This window comes from Acidobacteriota bacterium (genome assembly GCA_035471785.1).
Classification (GTDB): Bacteria; Acidobacteriota; UBA6911; order RPQK01; family DATIPO01; genus JANQFM01.
This window is the reverse complement of record DATIPQ010000010.1, coordinates 45,488-64,085: the sequence shown is the minus strand read 5'-3', so window position 1 is coordinate 64,085 and position 18,598 is coordinate 45,488. Positions and strand designations below refer to the sequence as shown.

The window sequence follows — 18,598 nt, the reverse complement described above, 5'->3', positions numbered from 1 at the left end:
CAGAGTTTTGAGAAACATGGGCGCGTTGGTAGGGTTAGTCGCCTTTGGATTGGCTTGCGGGACGGGAGCGCGGGTGAGCGAGTCTGAAGAGGCGTTGGCTGTTCGCTTGCTGACTGTGGACGCCGAAAGCGGGGCGGCAACCCCGGCGCGACTCGAGGTGCGGGGAGAGGAGGGGACGTTTTATGTGGCCGAAGACGCTCTCAGGGTGGGTCCCGACCAGTTGATCAACCATGGCGATGAGCCTCCGTCCACACCCGAGCTGCAAGAACACCTGAGCCGACTCAGCCGCCGCATCAACAACCTCTACATGCGCAGCGAGCAATTCTATTGCGCCGGAGGCTGTCAAGTGAGGCTCCCCCGGGGACGCTACCGGGTGAGAGCCTTCAAAGGCCTCGAATACCGGGTGGCTGAGCAAGAGTTGGCGGTGGACGGCAGCCAACCGGCCAGCCTCGAGCTGAGGCTTTCGCGCTGGGTCAACATGCCGCAGCAAGGCTGGTACAGTGCCGACGATCACCTCCACATCCCGCGCCCGCTGGCCGCCCTCAACTCCCACATCGTCACCTGGATGCAGGCCGAAGACCTGCATGTCGCGAATCTGCTCCAGTGGGGACATTCCCGCCACTTCCACAACGCCGTCCAGTACGCCCACGGCGAGGCCGGACACTACCAGTCAGAGGGCCATATCCTGGCCTCGGGACAAGAAAATCCGCGTACTCCCTTCCTGGGTCATACCATCATGCTGGGGACCCGCGAGCCCATCTATCAGTCAAAGCACTACCTGGTCTACCGCCACTCCTTCGAAGAGGGGCGCCGCCAGGGCACCGTCAACGGCTACGCTCACCAGGGCACCATTTTTCACGCCCAGAACGGACTGGCTCTGGACCTGCCCACGGGACTGATCGATTTCCTGGAGGTGCTGCAGTTCAACACGGTCGACTACTCGGTCTGGTACACGGCGCTCAACTCGGGTTTCCGCCTGGTTCCCCTGGCCGGGACCGATTACCCGGTGGGACCCATTCCGGGATGGGAGCGGTTCTACGCCGAGGTGGAGGGCGAGCTGACTTTCGAGTCCTGGCTTGAAGCGGTCCGGCAAGGCCGGGTCTTCGTCACCAACGGCCCCATGCTGAGCTTGCGCGTGGAGGACCGCGGCATGGGACAGGAACTGCTGTTGCCAGAGCCCGGCCCGGTGCGCATCGAAGGCTCGGTGCGATTCAACGGGCAAAGGGACGATGTCGAGAGACTGGAACTGGTTGAAAACGGCCTGGTCGTCGAAACCTTTCTGCCCCAGGCCGAGGAAGGCGAAATCGGCTTTTCGCTGACCCGGCCTGTCGAACAGGCGGGATGGCTGGCCCTCAGGGCCTCGGGACTTAAGAGCGATGCCTGGGTACCCCCCATGCTCATGCGCCAGGCGCCTCATTCAGGGCCTTCGGGAGAGCAAGAGGAAGGGTGGGCTGTCGCCCCCGCGCTGGCCCATTCGGCGCCCGTCTACGTCAACATCCGGGGCCTGCCTTCGCTGACTGAAAAGGAATCGGCGCGAGAGATGATGTGGGTCTGGCTTTCGCGCCTGAGAGACCTCGAGCACACCCTCAGGCATCGGCTTCACGAACTGGCCGACGACGAAAGCGACCCCACCACCGACGCCGTCCGCAGCGAAACCCTGCGCCAAAACCGCGAGGCTCTGCTGGAAGCCGTCCGCGAGGTGGAAGCGCTCTACCTGGAACGCATGAGACGATGACCGCCCAGACGATGACCGCACGGGCCAGTGCCTCGAGCCGCCTGCTCTTTTAAACCGCAGCCTGCCGAGGTTGTCGGGATGGAGGGGCGGCTGGTAGAATATGAAACTGAGTTTCAAGTTGCTATGGATATTCGAAACTACCGCGTGGAGGGCTCAGGCGGGCGCCGGTCTTGGACGGCGTTGCTAGGGGTGTGGGTGCTGTTCTTGAGCGTCCTTCCGGCCCGTCCTGGGGAAGAGGGGGCAGCTCAGCGGCAGGAAGAGAAGGTCGACTACTACCAGCGCTGGCTGAAAGAGGACGTGGCCTACATCATCACCGAAGAGGAACGTGAGATCTTTCAGCAACTGAGCACCGACCGGGAGCGCGACGCTTTTATCGAGCAGTTCTGGAGGCGTCGCGACGAGAGTCCGGGCTCGGGAGTCAACGAGTTCCGCCAGGAGCACTACCGGCGCATCGCCTACGCCAACGATCACTTCAAGTCGGGCATCGACGGATGGGCCACCGACCGGGGACGCATCTACATCCTCCTGGGGCCGCCCGATTCCATCGAACGCCATCCCACCGGTGGACGCTACGTGCGTCCTGTGGACGAAGGAGGCGGCACCACCACCACCGTGCCTTACGAGGTGTGGAGCTACAACTACGTGGAACACCTGGGGCGGGCGGTGGAGATCGAATTCGTGGATCCCCTGAGCAGCGGCGAATACCGCATCGCCCGCCACGACTCCGAAAAAGACGCCCTGCTTTACGTGGGGGGACAGGGGCAGACCTTGGGCGAGCTGGCGGGCCTGAGCAGCCGGGCCGGGCGCCTCCGCAGCGCCCACTTCGGGCGGGGTCTGGGACTGGAAGGCGACTCCCCCCTCAGGGAGAGCGACAATCCCTTCGAGAGCCTGGAAAACTACTTCGATCTGCGCCGTCCTCCCCAATACCGCTTTCCCGACTTGCAGGGACACGTCCAAGCCAGCGTCAGCTACGACAGCTTGCCCTTGAGGCTGCGGGTCGACCGCATGTGGATGAGTCCCGAGCGCGTGCTGGCCGCCGCCACCATCTACCTTCCCGCCCAGGAGGTGCGCTTTGAGCAGGCCGGACTTTGGAAGGCCGAGGTCGATCTTTACGGCGCGGTCGAGACGCTGGGCGGACGCATCGACTATGAGTTCGAAGACCGCCTGCTGGCTCATTCGGTGGGGACCGAGGGGGATCTGGCTTATCAGAAGAAGATCCCGCTGGGACCGGGACGCTACAAGTTGACTTTGGTGGCGCGCGATTCTCACAGCGGCAAGCTGGCGACCGCGGAGACCTCCATCCGCGTTCCCCAACCGCCCGATTCGCTGTGGATGAGCGACGTGGTGCTGGCCTCGCGGGTGGCGCCCGTGGCCCCGGACGGCGCATTGAGCGAAGCTTTCGCAACCCGCATGGGACTCAAGGTCTATCCCCAGCCTGAATCGCGCTTCCTGCGCGGCTCGCGCATGGCCATGGCCTTCGAGGTCTACGGTTTCGCCACCGACTCTTCCAGCGGAGAGCCCGATGTGGAATGGAGCTATGCCTTGGTTCCCGGGGGCACGTCCTGGGAGGAGGCGAGGATGCACCCGCAGCGCAACCTGGGACTTCGCCACGAGGCCCTTACGGCAGCCTATTTCGTGACCACCGCCGATCTGGAAGCGGGATCCTACACCCTGCTGCTGCAAGTCCGTGACCTCATCTCAGGCCAGTTCCTTCGCCGCCAAGTGCCCTTTGAGGTGGTGGCGGCAAGCCTCGAATAGGTGCCGCCATCAGACGTCTTAAGCCTATGAGCGTGTTGGCGGCTGTCGGATTCTTCACAGCAGCGAGCCCGGCTGCGCCTCAGCCTGCCGGCCCTCAAGCGGCCTCTCCGTGGAAGATGACCCGCCTCGACCTGGAGGTGCGAGTTGACCCATCCGGGCATCGGCTGATGGCGCAGGGACGAATGCTGGCGAGGTGGCCGGGAAGGGCTCCCAACCATCGGCTTGTGCTGGCCTTCCCGCGGGCGAACGGCGAGTTTCACGACGCTTCCGTTCCCGCGCCGGCCGCCTTGGCCTTCTCCCCCGATCGGCGCAATCTGGAAGTGGAATTTGAAGAGCCGGTACCTCCGGGCGGGCAGGTCGAGGTCGAGTTCTCCTTTCGCAGCCTGCCCCGCCGACTTCCCGCCGCCGACAGCTTTGCGGTATCGGAGAGGGCGGCAGTGGCCAATGCCGGCGACCTCTGGTATCCCTACCCTCAGGGCGGATCTTTCGAGGCTCCAGGACAGCTCACGCTGCAAGTTCCGCCGGACTGGAGAGCGGTGGCTACCGGTCGGCTGCTGGACAAGAAGGACAGCAGGAACGGCACGCAAGGAACGGTTTGGCGTTGGCAGATAGACGCTGATCAGGGCCGATCCTTTGCGGCTGGAGAACTGGCCTTGCAGCGTCTGCGGAGAGGCGGACTGACCATCGACATCCTCTATCCCCGAGAGGAGATCTCCAACCCATTGCGCCTGGCCCGCTGGCTGGAGGCGCTGCTGCGGCCCTTGCAGGAGCGTTTTGGAACCTTCCCCTGGAGTCCCTACAAGGTGGCGCTGCTGCCCTCGGACACCACTTCGGTGGGCGGGGCTCCGGCCCACGGGATGTTTGTTGCCAGCGCCGCCGCCAGCCGCTCACCTGAAGTCTTTGAAGTCGTCTTCGCCCACGAATCGGCCCATGCCTGGTGGTGGTTCAAAGTGCGTCCCGAGGCCGATACTGCTCTGTTGCTGAGCGAGGGGCTGGCGCAGTACGGCTACCTGCTCAGCCTGGAAGCACGCCAGGGCAAGTCGGCGGCCTTGTCCTTTCTCAATGAAGGCTTGCCGCCGCTGCCCTCGGTTTCGGCCCGCGGCTACGGAGAGATGTGGCGGCAGGGCAGGGACCGTCCTCTGGATAAAGTGCGGGGCGGAACTCCGGGCGACGACAATTTCAGGCTGGCCTGGATCAAGGGCGCCTGGGTGCTGCACATGCTGCGCCGGCGTGTCGGCGACGAAGTCTTCTTCCAGGTTCTCAGGACTGTGCTGGAGAAGTTCGAGAACCAGAGGTTGAGCCTGGAGGACTTGCGCCGCGAGTTCGCCCGCTCCAGTCCGCCGCAGGCCCGCTTCCAGCGCTTCTGGACCCAGTGGATGACGCGGACGGGAATGCCGGTCTTAGAGGTCGAGTCGAGGACGGCCGAGGGCCGGGAGCCCTGCCGGGCTACCGTGCGCCAGCACACCGTACCCTATGACCTCGACGTGGACATCGAGATCCGCACATCCTCCAGCAGGCGGAACATACGCCGCCGAATCGACAGCCGGGTCGAAGCCTTTTCCTTCTCTTGTCCCCGAGAGCCCTTCCAGATTCGGCTGGATCCCCGAGGCGAGTTGCTGATCTGGCGGGACGCCTGGGGCTCTCCCCCAGGCTAGGGCCACGAGGTGGCCGACAAGTTCACACACGAATCAAGTTGCAGCGACCGCGCCGAGGGCCTGTTTGCTCTCGGCGGTATGAGGCTGCTCGCTACCCCTAGCCCCGGAAGGCCTTCCATCTGTTGCGCAGTTGCTGCTCGTAGACCACCAGCACCAGCCCGACAAGGGTCACCGACAGGCCCAGGATCATGTGCAGGGTGATGGACTCTCCCAGCAGCAGGGCTGAGCTGACCACGCCGAAGACGGGGGTCAGGTAGAGGGAAACCGAGGTGCGGCTGGCTTCCAGGCGGGAAAGGACCCAGGTGAAGCCGATGGCGGCCAGGGCCCAGGCGCTGCCGATCTTGAGGAAGGCCGGCCACACCGTCCAGGAGAAGTCCGGGGCCTTGAGCAGGAATCCCGGATCCTCGCGGTAGGCGAAGGGGATCACCGCCAGCAGCGCGATGGAAAAGACGTAGGCGTTGACGCGCAGGTAGCTGAGCTTTTCCAGCAGCAGCTTGGTGAGGATCACTCCCAGCGCGAATCCCAGGCAGGAAAGCAGAATGAGCAGGTTGCCCAGCAGATAGGTGTCGCCCAAAAACTCGGTGTTCTGCCACTCGATGTCTGAGATGAGCGCTGTACCCAGCAATGCCAGGGCCAGGCCCAGGACGCGGTTGGCGCGCAAGCGCTCGTCCAGCAAAAGGGCGGCCAGCAAGGAGGCGAAGACAGGAACGGTTAGAAAAAGCACCGAAAGGTTGGCGGCCAGGGTCATGGTCAGGCCGGTGTTCATGAGCACGGTGGAGATGGTCTGAGCCAGCATCCCCGCCAGCAGCAGCAGCGTGACCAGTTTCCAGCGGCTCATGGGCTTCTTGGGCTCGAGCGGGGGACTCTTGTCGAGAAAAGCGGCCGGAAGGAAGACGATGACGGAGAAAAGCCAGCGCCAGAAAAGCAGTCCGGCGGGGGGGACTTCCTCCAGCACCGCCTTGGTGATGGGGAAGTCGAGGGCGAAGTTGATGTTGATGAGGATGAGCAGGAAGAAGATCCAGCGCGACTCCCCCGAGGCTGAGGCCTCACTCATCGGCACGTCCGCGAGCAAGGGCCCCCACAGGATCGGGCAGCCGGAGCAAAGACGGCCGCGGGCGAATCGCCGCCGTCCTCCTCCGGCTTCCCCCCAGTGCCCGAAATCGGGCAGCCCGATCCCGTAAGGGGCTCGCCCCGGAGAGCCTGAGGCTCCCCCGGGAACTCGTCTCGTTGATGCATGCCCTCTGCGTCACGCCCGCTCCTTCAAAAGATCAGCTTGAGTCCGAACTGGATTTCGCGGGCGCCGCCCGCCGATTGGATCTCGCCGAAGGTGGCGTTTTGCAGCACCGGATCGGGGAGATTGAAGTTGGGACGATTGAGAAGGTTGAAAAACTCGGCGCGGAACTGCAGGTCGACGCCTTCGCTGATGAAGAACTGCTTGAAGACTGAGAAGTCGACGTTCTGAATGCCTGGACCCTCGATGATGCCTCGTCCCGCGTCGCCCAGCGTGGCGTCGGGCTGGGAGGCGAAGGCGGCCACGTCGAACCACTGTTCGGGCCTGCGCTGGTCGGAAGGCAGGCTGCCGTCCGACAGGCGGTCGGGGCGGGTATTGCCGAATAGGCCCGTGCGGCTGGGATCTCCGGCCTGCAGCACCGTCAGGGGGTAGCCGGATGACAGGGAGACGATGCCGTTGATCTTCCAGCCTCCCAGAAGCTGATCGGCCAGGCGGCTCATGCCGGAGCCGAATTGCCGTCCGCGTCCGAAGGGCAAGTCGTAGCTGTAGCTGAAGACGAAGCGGTTGCGCGTGTCGAAGGCCGCCAGGCCGCGCTCCAAATCAGGCCGCTCGCGGAAATACATGATGCCCTGGCCGTTGTTGCCTCCAACCGTGGAGAGCTGGTCGATGGCCTTGGAGACGGTGTAGGCGGCGATGAAGGAGAGCCCCGATGAAAAGCGCTTCTCCAACTTGAACTGACCTGAGTGGTAAGAAGAATTGCCGTCTCGGGTGGCCAGCAGGGCCGATGCCAGATCTGGAAAGGGGCGCCGCTCCTGGACCGCCGACTGGTCGGCGCTTCCGTTGGGCAGAGCCGCCTGGTTGGGATCGCGGCGCAGGTTGAGCTTGCGCCCCAGAGTGCCGGCATAGGAGACGTCCAGCAGCAGGTTGTCGGCCAACTCGTGCTGGAGACTCAAGCCGAACTGCTGTATATAAGGCCGCCTGGCAAAACGATCATGAGTAAAGAAGCCGGGTATGGCGGCTTCCAGGGGAGGGAATAACTGGTCCAGCAGCAGAGAGGGTTGGACCACATTGCCGAAGATGGTCTGCAGCACGTTGAAGGGGGGAGCGTTGCGCCCGTGCTCGAGTTCGTTGACCTCGATGCGGGTGTAGTAGATTCCCCAGCCGGCCCGGATCGCCGTCTTGTTGTTGCCGAAGGGCCGGTAGGCCAGTCCGATGCGGGGAGCGAAGTTGTTGCGGTCGGGCAGGGAGATCTGGTTGGTTTCCTCGCTGGCCACGATGATCTCGCCGGCCTGAAAATCGAAGAAGGTGAAGGCCGCGTCATCCACCGAATAGGGCGTGTTGTACTCGTAGCGCAGGCCCAGATTCAGGGTGAGGTTGTCGCTGATGTCCCAGTCGTCCTGGATGAAGTAGTTCTGGAAGGTGGAGCGGAAGAAGACCGGAGCCAGTCCCGTGGCTCCCTGTACGGCGATGGGAAAGCCCAGCAGCAGGTCGGCGACCTGGTTGCCGCCGTCGCCCACCAGCAGGCGGCTGCTGAAGAATCCGTTGAAGGCCAGCAGTCCGCGCGAGGAGAGGTCGGTCACCTGCTGCACCTGGTTGTGGTTGATCTCGAAGCCCATCTTGATGTTGTGGTCGCCCCGCGTCCAGATCAAGGTGTCGGCGAATTGAAAGGTGTTGTTGAGCGAATTGATGGGGGCCGCGGTGGTGGGGCCGAAACCGGAAAGGCCTCCGGCCAGGAAGAGCATGGCGGGGAGCCCGTAGGAGGGCGGCGCCGGATTGAGGGTCTGCCAGCCCAGAGTTTCCACGAAGTTCTCTTCGCTGGCCCCTTCCTGGGAGAAATTGAGACGGGTGCGGTTGAAACCGATGCGGGCCTCGTTGAGCAAGGTGGGCGTAAAGGTCTGAGTGTGCTGAATCACGGCGTTGTGCCCGCGCAAGGGAAACTCGTTGCCGAAAAGCGGCGCGAATGACGGCTGGGTCACCTCCGAGTCCATCAGCGAATAGCGTCCGAAGATGCGGCTGTCCTGGTTGAAGACGTGGTCGATCTTGAGGTTGAACTGGTCGAAATCGTTGCGGGCCGAGGGCGAGACGATCAGGTTGATGCCGGGCGGAGCCACTCCAGGAATGTTGGGGGCCGGGAAGAACTGGGCCAGGGCGGCTGCCACCGGGTTGATGCGGTTGGGCGGAATGACGTTGTCGGGAAACTGCTGGCGCGAGAGCCCCAAAGGAGCGTTGGGGTCGGGAGCCGTGGTGGCGGGATCGTAAATGGGACCCACCGCCGAGAAGTCGCCGGCCAGCATCTCCGGAGTGGGCACGGTGGCCATCAAGGTGTTCTCGCGGCGCGTGCGCAGCCCTTCGTAGTTGACGAAGAAGAAGGTGCGGTCACGGGCGATGGGACCGCCAAGCGTGAATCCGAACTGATTGCGCTTGAAGGGCAGTGCGTCCTCGGTGTCGTCCTGCCATTGGCGGGCGTCCAGCACGTTGTTGCGCAAAAACTCGTAGGCCGTGCCGTGAAACTGGTTGCCGCCCGACTTGATGGCGATGTTGACGATGGAGTTGCCCTGGCCGTATTCGGCTCCGAAGAAGGTGTGCTGGACCTTGAATTCCTGGATCGCGTCCACCGAAGGGGTGATCCCCACGCCGCCCCACTTGGCGCTGTTGTTGGGTACGCCGTCGATGAGGAAGATGTTCTGTCCCTCGCGGCCTCCGGCGATGTTGGCGCTCTGGTCGCTGCGGCCGGTGAAGAGGTTGGTCATGGAAAAGCTGACGGTGGAATCGGAGAGAGGCACGGCCCCCGTGGACAGGGTGGCCAATTGCACGAAATTGCGTCCGTTGAGCGGCAGATCGTTGATGCGCTGAGAATCAAAGACCTGCCCCACGGCCGCTGTCTCAGACTGCACCAGAACTGACTGGCCCACCACCGATACCTCTTCGGAGATGTTGCCCAGCGGCATCTCGATGTCGTTGCGCAGGACTTGGTCGATCTGCACGATCAAGCCCTCCACCCGAGTGGTCTGGAAGCCCTGCAGGCGCGCTACGACGGTATAAACGCCGGGAGCCAGAGCCGCCACATGGAAGCGTCCCTCGTCGTTGGTTACGGCCGGGCGCTGCTCGCGGGTGGACTCGTTGATGACCATGATCTCCACGCCCGGCAACACCGCCTTGCTGGGATCGGTCACAGTTCCCGAGATGGCTCCATTGGTGGCCTGGGCCAATAAAGGCGATGCCGGGGCCAAAAGGCCGATAGTCAGGCCCAAAACAGCGATCCAGCGTCGCGACAGCACTCTCTTGATCATTCGCTCACTCCACAGCAAGATGTCATCCCTTGCTCGTCTTTTCGCCTTGTCTGTGTCCTATTGACTCGGGGGGAGCATTGCTGCCGGCAGCCCGTGGCGGGCGCCTTCGCCGGAACCTGGCTGCGGGGGGCGGCATGGGGGGCTGCAAAGTCTCGTGTCAAGCTTCCTCCTGAAACTCAGTTTCATAATCGTAGCGTGCGAAGGAACCCAATGTCAAACAGAATCCTCTCAGTTTATCGCCTTTTCCGGGCCAATGCGGTTGGTGTGAATTCCTGCGGTTTCAATGGCATTGTTCTGACAAGAGGGAGCATGAAACTCAGTTGCAATTGATGGCATGTTTGCCTCTCAATCCCTCGGCGAGGAGGCTTGAGCATGGGCCGAGGTCAAGGCGCGTATGGCATAGACCTTGGCCATGCGGGCCCGGTACGGGCCGGAAGCGAAGGAGTCCTGCAAGGGATCGGGGACCTCCAGGCGCTCTTGCACGGCTTCCTCGATCCGGCTTCTGGCCAGCCGTTCCCCCACAAGGGCCTCGGTTACTTGGCGGGCCTGGAAGGGAACGGCGCTGACGCCGTTGAAGCAGAGGCTCAGGCCGCTGCATTCTCCCTCCTCGTTCAGTTGCAGGGAGCAGGCCGCTGCGCACACCGCGTAGCCGGATGCGGGGTGTTCGTATTTCAGGTAACTGTTTCCCCAGCCGGGGCGCTTTTCGATTTCCACCGCAGTGAGTATTTCGCCCTCCTGGAGAGCGGTAGTGAAGAGGTCGAGGAAGAAGTCCCGCGCCGCTACGGTTCTGTGTCCATGAGGACCCTGCAAATGGAAGCGCCCATCCAGCGCCAGCATGACGGCCGGCAGGTCGGAGGCGGGATCGGCGTGGGCCAGGTTGCCTCCTACCGTTCCCCGGTTGCGCACCTGCGGATCGGCGATTTGGCGGGCGGCCTGGCTGAGCAGCGGAGAGTGACGGAGGATCAGGGGCTCGCTGCAGAGGCGGGCGTGGGTCACCAGTCCCCCGATGTGCACTTTGTCGCCTTCTTCCTCCAGCATGGCCAGTTGGGGAATGCGTCCGATGTCGATCAGGTGCGCGGGCTGGGCCAGGCGCAGCTTCATGGCGGGAAGCAGGCTGTGCCCGCCGGCCAGGTATTTGGCGTCCTGGCAGCTTTCGAAGAGGCGGAAAGCCTCTTCCAGGCTGTGGGCGCGGCGGTATTGAAAGGGGCTGGAAAACATCGTCTATTTCTCCCCGCGTTGGATGGCGTTCCAGATCTTCTCGGGCGTGAAGGGAGTGTCGAGGTGGCGGACGCCGTAAGGCTGCAGGGCGTCCATGACGGCATTGGCGACGGCGGCGGTGGAGGCGATGGTGCCGGCTTCTCCCACTCCCTTGACTCCCAGCGGATTATGGGGGCAGACAGTCGTGGTCCGGTCCAGCTCGAAGTTGGGCAACTGGTGGCTGCGGGGCAGGGCATAGTCGAGCAAGGATGCGGTCAGCAGTTGACCTCCCTGGTCGTAAACAGCGTCTTCGAAAAGGGCCTGTCCGATGCCCTGGGCGATGCCTCCGTGCAGTTGCCCGTCCACGATGAGAGGATTGATGACCTCGCCTACATCGTCCACGGCCAGGTAGCGCAGCACCTGAGTTTGGCCCGTGTCCGGATCGATTTCGACCACGGCCAGATGGGCGCCGAAGGGAAAGGTGAAGTTCTTGGGATCGTAGAAAGTGGTGGCCCGCAGGCCGGGCTCCATACCGTCGGGCAGGTTGTGAGCCATGTGGGCGGCGCCGGCGATGGCGGCCAGGGGCTGGGCCTGATCGGGCGAGCCCCGCACCATGAAGCTGCCGTCGCGGAATTCCACGTCTTCCACCGCGGCCTCCAGCAGGTGGGCGGCGATGCGGCGTCCCTTCTCGATGATCTTTTGGCTGCTGGCGGCCAGGGCGCTGCCGCCCACGGCCGCGCTTCGGCTGCCGTAGGTTCCCCATCCGAAGGGGACCTTGTCGGTGTCTCCGTGCACGACTTCGATCTGCGACATCTCCACTCCCAGGCGCTGGGCCACGATCTGGGCGAAGGTGGTTTCGTGTCCCTGCCCGTGGGAGGAGGAGCCGGTGTAGACGGTGACCGAGCCGCTGGGGTGGACGCGTATCTCTCCGCTTTCCCACTGTCCGGCCTGAGCGCCCAGCGATCCCACCAGGGCCGAAGGCGCCAGCCCGCAGGCTTCGATATAGGTGGAGAGTCCGATGCCCAGCGGCTTGCCTCCCTCTTGGCGGCGGCGTTGCTGTTCTTCCCGCAACTTGGGGTAATCGCCCATCTCCAGCACCCGCTGCAGGGAGGCCTGGTAGTTGCCGCTGTCGTATTCCATGTTGAGCGGCGTGGCGTAGGGGAAGCGGTCGGCGGGAATGAAGTTGCGGCGCCGCGCCTGCACCGGGTCGAGTCCGCATTGGCGGGCGCACAGGTCCATCAGGCGCTCGATGAGCAGGGTGGCTTCAGGGCGTCCAGCTCCCCGGTAGGCGTCCACCGGAACGGTGTTGGTGAACACGCCCACCACGTTGCAGTGGACGGCCGGCACGGCGTAGGCTCCGTTGAGCAGGCTTCCATACATGTAGGTGGGCACGGCGGTGGAGAAGGTGGACAGATAGGCTCCCAGATTGGCGTAGGTCTTGACCCGCAGTCCCAGCAGGCGTCCCTGGGAATCGAGCGCCGCCTGAGCGCTGCTGTGGTGGTCGCGTCCCTGGGTGTCGGTCAGGAACGACTCCGAACGCGTAGCGGTCCACTTGACGGGACGTTCCAGTTGCATCGAGCACCAGGCCGCCAGGGCTTCCTCGGGATAGTGGGGGATCTTGCTGCCGAAGCCTCCGCCCACTTCTGGAGCCACCACTCTGATCTTGTGCTCGGGCAACCCCAACGAGGCCATGGAGATGAGCAGACGGTGGACGTGGGGGTTCTGGGTGGTCATGTAAAGAGTGAGCTTTTGCTGGGAGGCGTCGTAGTTGGCCAGGGCCGAGCGCGGCTCTACCGCGAAGGCCACCAGGCGGTTGTTGCGCAGCTCCAGTTCCACCCGTTGGTCGGCCTGGGCGAAGGCCCGTTCCACGGCCTGGCTGTCCCCCAGTTCCCAGTCGAAAGCGATGTTCCTTTCGGCTTCCTCGTGCAGTTGAGGAGCGTCCTCGGCCATGGCCTGGCGGGGCTCGGTCACTGCCGGCAGCATCTCGCAGTCGACATCCACCTGTTCGGCGGCGTCATGGGCCAGATAGGAATCCTCGGCCACCACCACGGCCACGGCGTCGCCCGCGTAGCGGACCTTGTCGGAGGCTAGGAGGCGGTGGGGAGGCATCTTCAGTCCCGGCAGCAACCAGCCAACCGGCACCACGCCGGGAATGCCGCTCTCCTCCAGGTCGCGGGCCGTGTAGACGGCCACCACGCCTTTCATCTTGAGGGCGGCGTCGCTGTCGATGCCCTTGATGCGGGCGTGGGCGTAGGGAGTGCGCACCATGACGGCGTGAAGCAGACCGGGCAGCTTGAGGTCGTCGGTGTAGCGGCCCTTGCCCCGGATCAGGGCGGGATCCTCTCTCCGTTTTACGGCTGTGCCGAAGACGCTGGCGCTCATGCTTCCTCCTTGGCGGCGGCTCCCCGCATCGATTGCGCCGCCCGCTCCACGGCCCGTACGATGTTGTGGTAGCCGGTGCAACGGCAGATGTTGCCTTTCAGTGCGCGGCGGATCTCTTCGGGAGCGGGATCGGGCCGGTCCTGCAGCAGTCCGCAGGCGGCCAGGATCATCCCGGGCGTGCAGTAGCCGCACTGCAGGCCGTGCTCTTCCCAGAAGGCCTCCTGCAGGGGGTGGAGACGGCCCTTGAGGGCCAGTCCCTCGATGGTGGTGACAGAGCGACCGTCGGCCTGCACGGCCAGTTGGGTGCAGGATTTGACGGCTTCTCCATCGATCAATACCGTGCAGGCTCCGCAGAGGCTGGTCTCACAGCCGACGCGGGTGCCGGTCAGGTCGAGCTGCTCGCGCAGAAAGTGCACCAGAAGCAGCCGCGGGTCGACTTCGCGGGTGTGGCGGCTGCCGTTGACTTCCAGTCTGATTTTCATGGTCCAGGCCTTTCCTTGGGCTTGCTTTCGGGGAGCTCGCGCTCCCCCTCACCAGTCTGCATGGGCTCCTTCGCGGGTTCTGAGAACGGGCAGATCGACGGGTTGGTAGGGATGGGCGGCGGCCACTTCTTCATCCACCGTGATTCCCAGGCCGGGAGCGTCGTTGCAGAGCAGGTCTCCGTCCTGGAAGCGGTAAGGCCTGTGGGGGAACAACTCTTCGCGCCAGTCCACGTCGCGGGGAACCAGCTCCAGCACCAGAAAGTTGGGTGTGCTGATGGCCAGGTGCATGCAGGCGGCGGTTGAAAGGGGGCTGAGAGGGTTGTGGGGCGCCACCAGAATGTCGCGCACTTCGGCCATGGCGGCCAGCTTGCGGGCTTCCCAGAGTCCGCCCACGTGGCATAGATCGGGCTGGATGACGGAGGCCGCCCGGTCGCGGATCAGGGGCCAGAATCCGTGGCGGGAGAAGAGACGCTCGCCGGCGGCCAAGGGGCAGCGGCTCTCCTGCGACAGCAGCTTGAGGTTCTCGTGATGTTGGGGGCCGCAGGGCTCTTCGATCCAGGCCGGTTCAAAGGCCTGCAGGCGCTGCACGGCCAAACGGGCCAGGTCGAAGGAGAATCGTCCGTGAAGTTCGACCATGATCTCGATCCCGTCTCCCAGGGCCTTGCGCAGTTCTTTGACGAGATCGAGTCCGCGCTCCAGCATCGGGCGTCCCACGATATCGTCGCCCGGCAAGAAGCACGGGGTCTTCAAGGCCCGGTAGCCTTCTTCCACCGTCAGGCGGGCCCGGGCCACCAGCTTGTCGATGCTGTCGTCGCCGGGTTGAATCCATCCCGAGGCATAGACCGGAACCCGCTGCCGGCAGGGGCCTCCCAGCAGCCGGTAGACGGGGATGCCGTAGTGCTTTCCGGACAGGTCCCAGAGGGCTTGCTCGAGTCCGCTGACGGCGCTGGAGAGGATCACGCCTCCCCTCCAGAAGGAGCCTCTCGACATGAGCTGGTAAAGAGCCTCGACATCCAGCGGGTTGCGTCCCTCGAGACGGCGGCCAACTTCTTTCACGGCCGCCGCAACGGCTTGCTCGCGGCCCTCGACGGTGGCCTCGCCCCATCCCGTCAGTCCATCGTCGGTGCTGATCTTGACCAGCACCCAGTTGCGCCACTGGGCGAAGACGATGAGGGTCTCGATGCGGCTGATCTTCATCCAGCCCCCTCCAGCTCGCGGCGGATGTCGCAGACGCGCAGCACCATTTCTCCGGAAAGGTCGGCGCCGATCTCGAAGGGCTGCTGGGCGGGACGCATGTAGTTGTCGGAAAAATACCAGTAGCCTGCGGCCAACTGGGTTTCCACCAGGTAGTCGAGGACCTGCAAGGCGATTTCCCGCGCGCGCTGATCGCCGCTGGCGGCGTGGTAGACGGAGGCTCCCCAGCCGATCTTGACGCTGGGGATGGTGTTGTAGGACTCAGGCTGGTAGACCTCGGCCCACTGCAGATAGTCTTGGGCCGCATCCAGGTAGACGGCCTTTGCCGTGGCGCCCCACAGCTTGCTGAGAAAGGCGCAGGCATAGCCCAGGGCCCACATCTCGAAGCTGTCGCCTTTGCGCAGCCGATAGAACATCGAGTCCGGACCCTCCTCGTCGAAATCGGTAATGAGTCCGCCATCGCTCCGGCGGCGCAGGTAGAAGACCTGTTGATCCTGCTGGCTCTTCAGCATATCGACCAGGAAGTCGCCGGCCCGGGCGGCTTCCTCCAGCCGTCCCGCATAAAGCAGCCCGAAGCCGCAGGAACAGGTGCTGCCCGTGTCCAGCGTCTCAGGCGGCCGCTTGCCTTCCTCCATCTTCTGGCTGTAGAAGCCTCCGCTCTGGTGCTGGCGGGGCAGCAGGTGGGCGACGGCCTTGGCCAAGGTGCGGGTGCGCCCGTTGAGGACCAGCGACTGCATCAGCCAGCCGTGAATGTAATAGTAGAAATGGTTGGGAAAGTGCTCGACGCGGCTCTTGCAGCCGGGCTCGGTCAAGAAGTCGCCCTCTTCGGTGAGAAAGTTCTTTTCCACCCAGGTCAGGGCCCGCGAGGCCTCCAGGTAGCGTCCGGCGATGGTCATGGCCAGGGCCGGTTTGTAGTAGGCCACCAGGTCCTGGCGGGGCATGGAAAAAGAGCCGTCCCCATTCTGGGCGGCGGCGAAATAGTCCATGCAGGCTTCTACACAGCGCTGGTAGTCGTTCATCGGCACTCCTTTTCCGAATCGCGGCGCAGCAGGTCGACCGGAATGCGGTCGCGATGGCGTTGAGCCTGGCCCAAGTCTCTATCCTTCCAGGCCAGGAAGCCCTCTCAGATCCTCGCTGACCGCCCGATAATCAGATCAGCGCGGGCGGCCTCCCGGCGATCTCCTCGATCCCGATCCGGCTCAAGGGATTTTGATCCCGGGTACCGTCCAGAAAGGGATAGTTCAGCTCTTGAAGGGAGTGAAAAAGACCAGAGATCTGCCGGGAGGCTCGAGCCAGCACATCGCAGTTGTCGTCGGTGATCCTCACCCGGCAGCCGCGCAAGGCCAGGTCAAGGGCGATGCCCTTTCCCGTAAGCCCCGCGCCAATGATGAAGATGCGTTCCGTTGACAACATGTTTAGACCAGCCCATCATAGGGGCTGTGAAACCAAGTGTCAACAGGAGAGCGTAGTGCGAAATCAAGTTTCAGAAGGGAATGCGGGAAGTCCGCTGCTGGCCCGGGTGGCCGAGATCCCCGTCATCGATTCCCACGAGCATCTCATGCCTCTGGCCGAGCGGAACCGCCGGGCGCAGGACTTTTCCTACCTCTTCGGACAATACCTGGGACCCGAGATGGTCAGCGCCGGAATGCCCCGCCGCCAACTGGAGCGTTTCTATTCCCCCGAGGTCGGGGAAGAAGAGAAGGTGGAGATCTTCCTGCCTTTTTGGGAGAGGGTCAGCCACACCTCTTTGGCCAGGATCAAAGCGCAGGCGGCCCGGCGCTTTTTCAATGTCGAGCGCTTCGATCGGGAGGGCCTGAGGCGGCTCGGCCAAGCCATTCGCAAAAGCGCCCGCCCCGACTGGTATGAAGAGGTCTTAGGGGCGAGCGGAATCGAGACCATGGTGGTCAACTACTTGAAAACCCACCATCGGCTGGGCTGGCGGGAGGTGGAGGACCATCCCCGCTACCGCTACACGGCCAATTTCGACGACTTCCTCTGGATGGCCTCGAGCAGCGACCTGGAGGAGTTGGAGAAGGAGTTCAACCTCTCCCTGCATAGTCTCGACGATCTTCTGCGGGCCCTTGAGACCGCCTTCGCCGCCCGCATCGGTCCGCGGACCGCCGTGCTCAAGTCGGTCATGGCCTATTACCGCACCCTGCAAGTAGCCGAAGATCCCTCTGCGGTCGAGGCCGAGCGGGCCCTGCAGCGCTTGCGCCAAACTCCTGGGCGGCCTTTCGATCCCGGCCTGCGGGGCCAGGACGTCCCCTGGGCACGTCCTCTGCAGGACCTGCTCATGCACCGCATCTGCCAACTGGCCTCCCCGCTGGGCCTGGCGCTGCAGGTTCACGTCGGCTTCCAGGCCGGCAACGGCAACGTCCTGCAGCACTCCGATCCCCGCCACTTGAGCCCTCTCCTGCTGCGCTATCCGAAGCTGAATTTCGAACTGCTCCATGCGGGTTATCCCTACCACTTCTCTTCGGTGGCCTTGGCCAAGATGTTTCCCAACGCTTATCTCAACTTGAGCTGGATCTTCTCGCTGGCTCCCGAGGCGGCGCGGGAAACGCTCTCGCACGCCGTGGAAATGGTGCCGGCCGTCAAAATCATCGCTTTTGGCGCCGATTCGCGCCTGGTGGAATCGCTGGCGGTCCACTTGGACTGGGCACGACGCTCCATCGCCCGAGTGCTGGAGGACAAGGTGGCCGGGGGCAGCCTCTGCGAGAAATCCGCGCTGCGATTCGCCCGCTGGATTCTCTACGACTCGCCGCGACGGCTCTACCGCCTCGCCGCCTGAAGGAGGACAGTCCCTATGTCAGATTCAAGCCTTTTTCCCAGCGATCTCGAACCTTATCCCGTGGTGGCCAACATCGAGTTTGCCGAGGGGCCCATCTGCGACCCCGAGGGCAACCTCTACTTCGTCAACTATGTCGAGAACGGCACTATCGGACGGCTCGATCGCGGGGGAACGGTCAAGGTCTGGCGCCGCACCGAAGGACTGATGCTGGGCCTGAAATACGACGGTCGGGGAGGGATCGTGGCCACCGACTACGGTCTCAAGCGAATCGTCCGCTTTCCCCTCGATGGAGGGGAGGAAGAGGTGCTGACCGGAGACTACCGGGGCGAGGCCTACAACGGTCCCAACGATCTCTGCTTCGATCAGGCCGGCAACCTCTACTTCAGCGATCCGGGCGACAACTTCCAGGAACCGGTGGGCAAGATCTACCTATACCGGCCCGACGGCTCGGTGCAGAGGCTGGACGAAGACCTGCTCTATCCCAACGGCATCGCGGTTTCACCCGATCAAAAGCGCCTCTACGTCTCCGAGACAGTGACCCGCAAGATCCTGGCCTATGACCTGACCGTTCAAGGGGTCAAAGGCAAGCGGATCCTCTTTGAGTTCCCTAACGACGGGGTGGACGGCATCATGTTCGACGAGTTCTCCCGCCTTTGGGTGGCCCGCTGGAAAAACGGCACCCTGGACTGCCTCGACGAGCAGGGAAACCTGGTAGGTTCACTGCCGGCCGGAGGGGACGTGACCAACCTATGCTGGTGGAAAGACACCCTCTACGCCACCGTGGCCGGCCGCCACAGCATCCACCGCCTCGAGGTGGGATTCACCTGCGCTGCCCAGAGCCCGGCTGGGACCCAATGAGCGCCTCAGCCGGCTGACTTCCAAC

General features: G+C 63.9%; 13 protein-coding genes. 5 read left to right on the top strand and 8 right to left on the bottom strand.

Going from position 1 to position 18,598, the window contains the following annotated elements:
* The first annotated feature begins 73 nt into the window (after positions 1-73).
* The 3 genes from VLU25_01650 to VLU25_01640 all read left to right on the top strand — a co-directional run bounded on the left by VLU25_01650 (position 74) and on the right by VLU25_01640 (position 5,148).
* Complete coding sequence (locus VLU25_01650; GenBank protein HSR66620.1) at positions 74-1,735, top strand: CehA/McbA family metallohydrolase; 1,662 nt, start codon at positions 74-76, stop codon at positions 1,733-1,735.
* 123 nt (positions 1,736-1,858) lie between these two features.
* Positions 1,859-3,493, top strand: coding sequence for a GWxTD domain-containing protein (locus tag VLU25_01645; protein ID HSR66619.1), 1,635 nt, complete (start codon positions 1,859-1,861; stop codon positions 3,491-3,493).
* Positions 3,494-3,609: 116 nt separating this feature from the next.
* Positions 3,610-5,148, top strand: a complete 1,539-nt coding sequence (locus VLU25_01640; protein ID HSR66618.1) for a M1 family aminopeptidase — start codon at positions 3,610-3,612, stop codon at positions 5,146-5,148.
* Between the two features lie 97 nt (positions 5,149-5,245).
* Here the strand turns inward: VLU25_01640 and VLU25_01635 are convergent, their stop codons facing one another.
* The 8 genes from VLU25_01635 to VLU25_01600 form a co-directional block, all read right to left on the bottom strand.
* The gene (locus tag VLU25_01635; protein HSR66617.1) at positions 5,246-6,202 is read right to left on the bottom strand and encodes a DMT family transporter; all 957 of its coding nucleotides are present in this window, start codon (positions 6,200-6,202) and stop codon (positions 5,246-5,248) included.
* A gap of 206 nt (positions 6,203-6,408) precedes the next feature.
* Entirely contained in the window at positions 6,409-9,669 is a 3,261-nt protein-coding gene (locus VLU25_01630; GenBank protein HSR66616.1) for a TonB-dependent receptor, read from the bottom strand.
* 345 nt (positions 9,670-10,014) lie between these two features.
* Entirely contained in the window at positions 10,015-10,887 is an 873-nt protein-coding gene (locus VLU25_01625; protein ID HSR66615.1) for a xanthine dehydrogenase family protein subunit M, read from the bottom strand.
* A gap of 3 nt (positions 10,888-10,890) precedes the next feature.
* A complete protein-coding gene (locus VLU25_01620) occupies positions 10,891-13,248 on the bottom strand; it encodes a molybdopterin cofactor-binding domain-containing protein (GenBank protein ID HSR66614.1) in 2,358 nt (785 codons plus the stop codon).
* Entirely contained in the window at positions 13,245-13,730 is a 486-nt protein-coding gene (locus VLU25_01615) for a (2Fe-2S)-binding protein (protein ID HSR66613.1), read from the bottom strand. Before VLU25_01615 ends, VLU25_01620 begins: the two co-directional genes overlap by 4 nt.
* A gap of 48 nt (positions 13,731-13,778) precedes the next feature.
* Entirely contained in the window at positions 13,779-14,927 is a 1,149-nt protein-coding gene (dgoD, locus tag VLU25_01610) for a galactonate dehydratase (protein HSR66612.1), read from the bottom strand.
* Entirely contained in the window at positions 14,924-15,943 is a 1,020-nt protein-coding gene (locus tag VLU25_01605) for a hypothetical protein (protein ID HSR66611.1), read from the bottom strand. Before VLU25_01605 ends, dgoD begins: the two co-directional genes overlap by 4 nt.
* Before the next feature lie 130 nt (positions 15,944-16,073).
* The gene (locus VLU25_01600) at positions 16,074-16,337 is read right to left on the bottom strand and encodes an FAD-dependent oxidoreductase (GenBank protein ID HSR66610.1); all 264 of its coding nucleotides are present in this window, start codon (positions 16,335-16,337) and stop codon (positions 16,074-16,076) included.
* A 55-nt stretch (positions 16,338-16,392) separates the two neighbouring features.
* Between VLU25_01600 and VLU25_01595 the strand changes: the two genes are divergently transcribed.
* Positions 16,393-17,715: an amidohydrolase family protein gene (locus tag VLU25_01595; GenBank protein HSR66609.1), complete on the top strand. Its 1,323-nt coding sequence runs from the start codon at positions 16,393-16,395 to the stop codon at positions 17,713-17,715.
* A 15-nt stretch (positions 17,716-17,730) separates the two neighbouring features.
* Positions 17,731-18,573, top strand: coding sequence for an SMP-30/gluconolactonase/LRE family protein (locus VLU25_01590; protein ID HSR66608.1), 843 nt, complete (start codon positions 17,731-17,733; stop codon positions 18,571-18,573).
* Positions 18,574-18,598 lie beyond the last annotated feature (25 nt).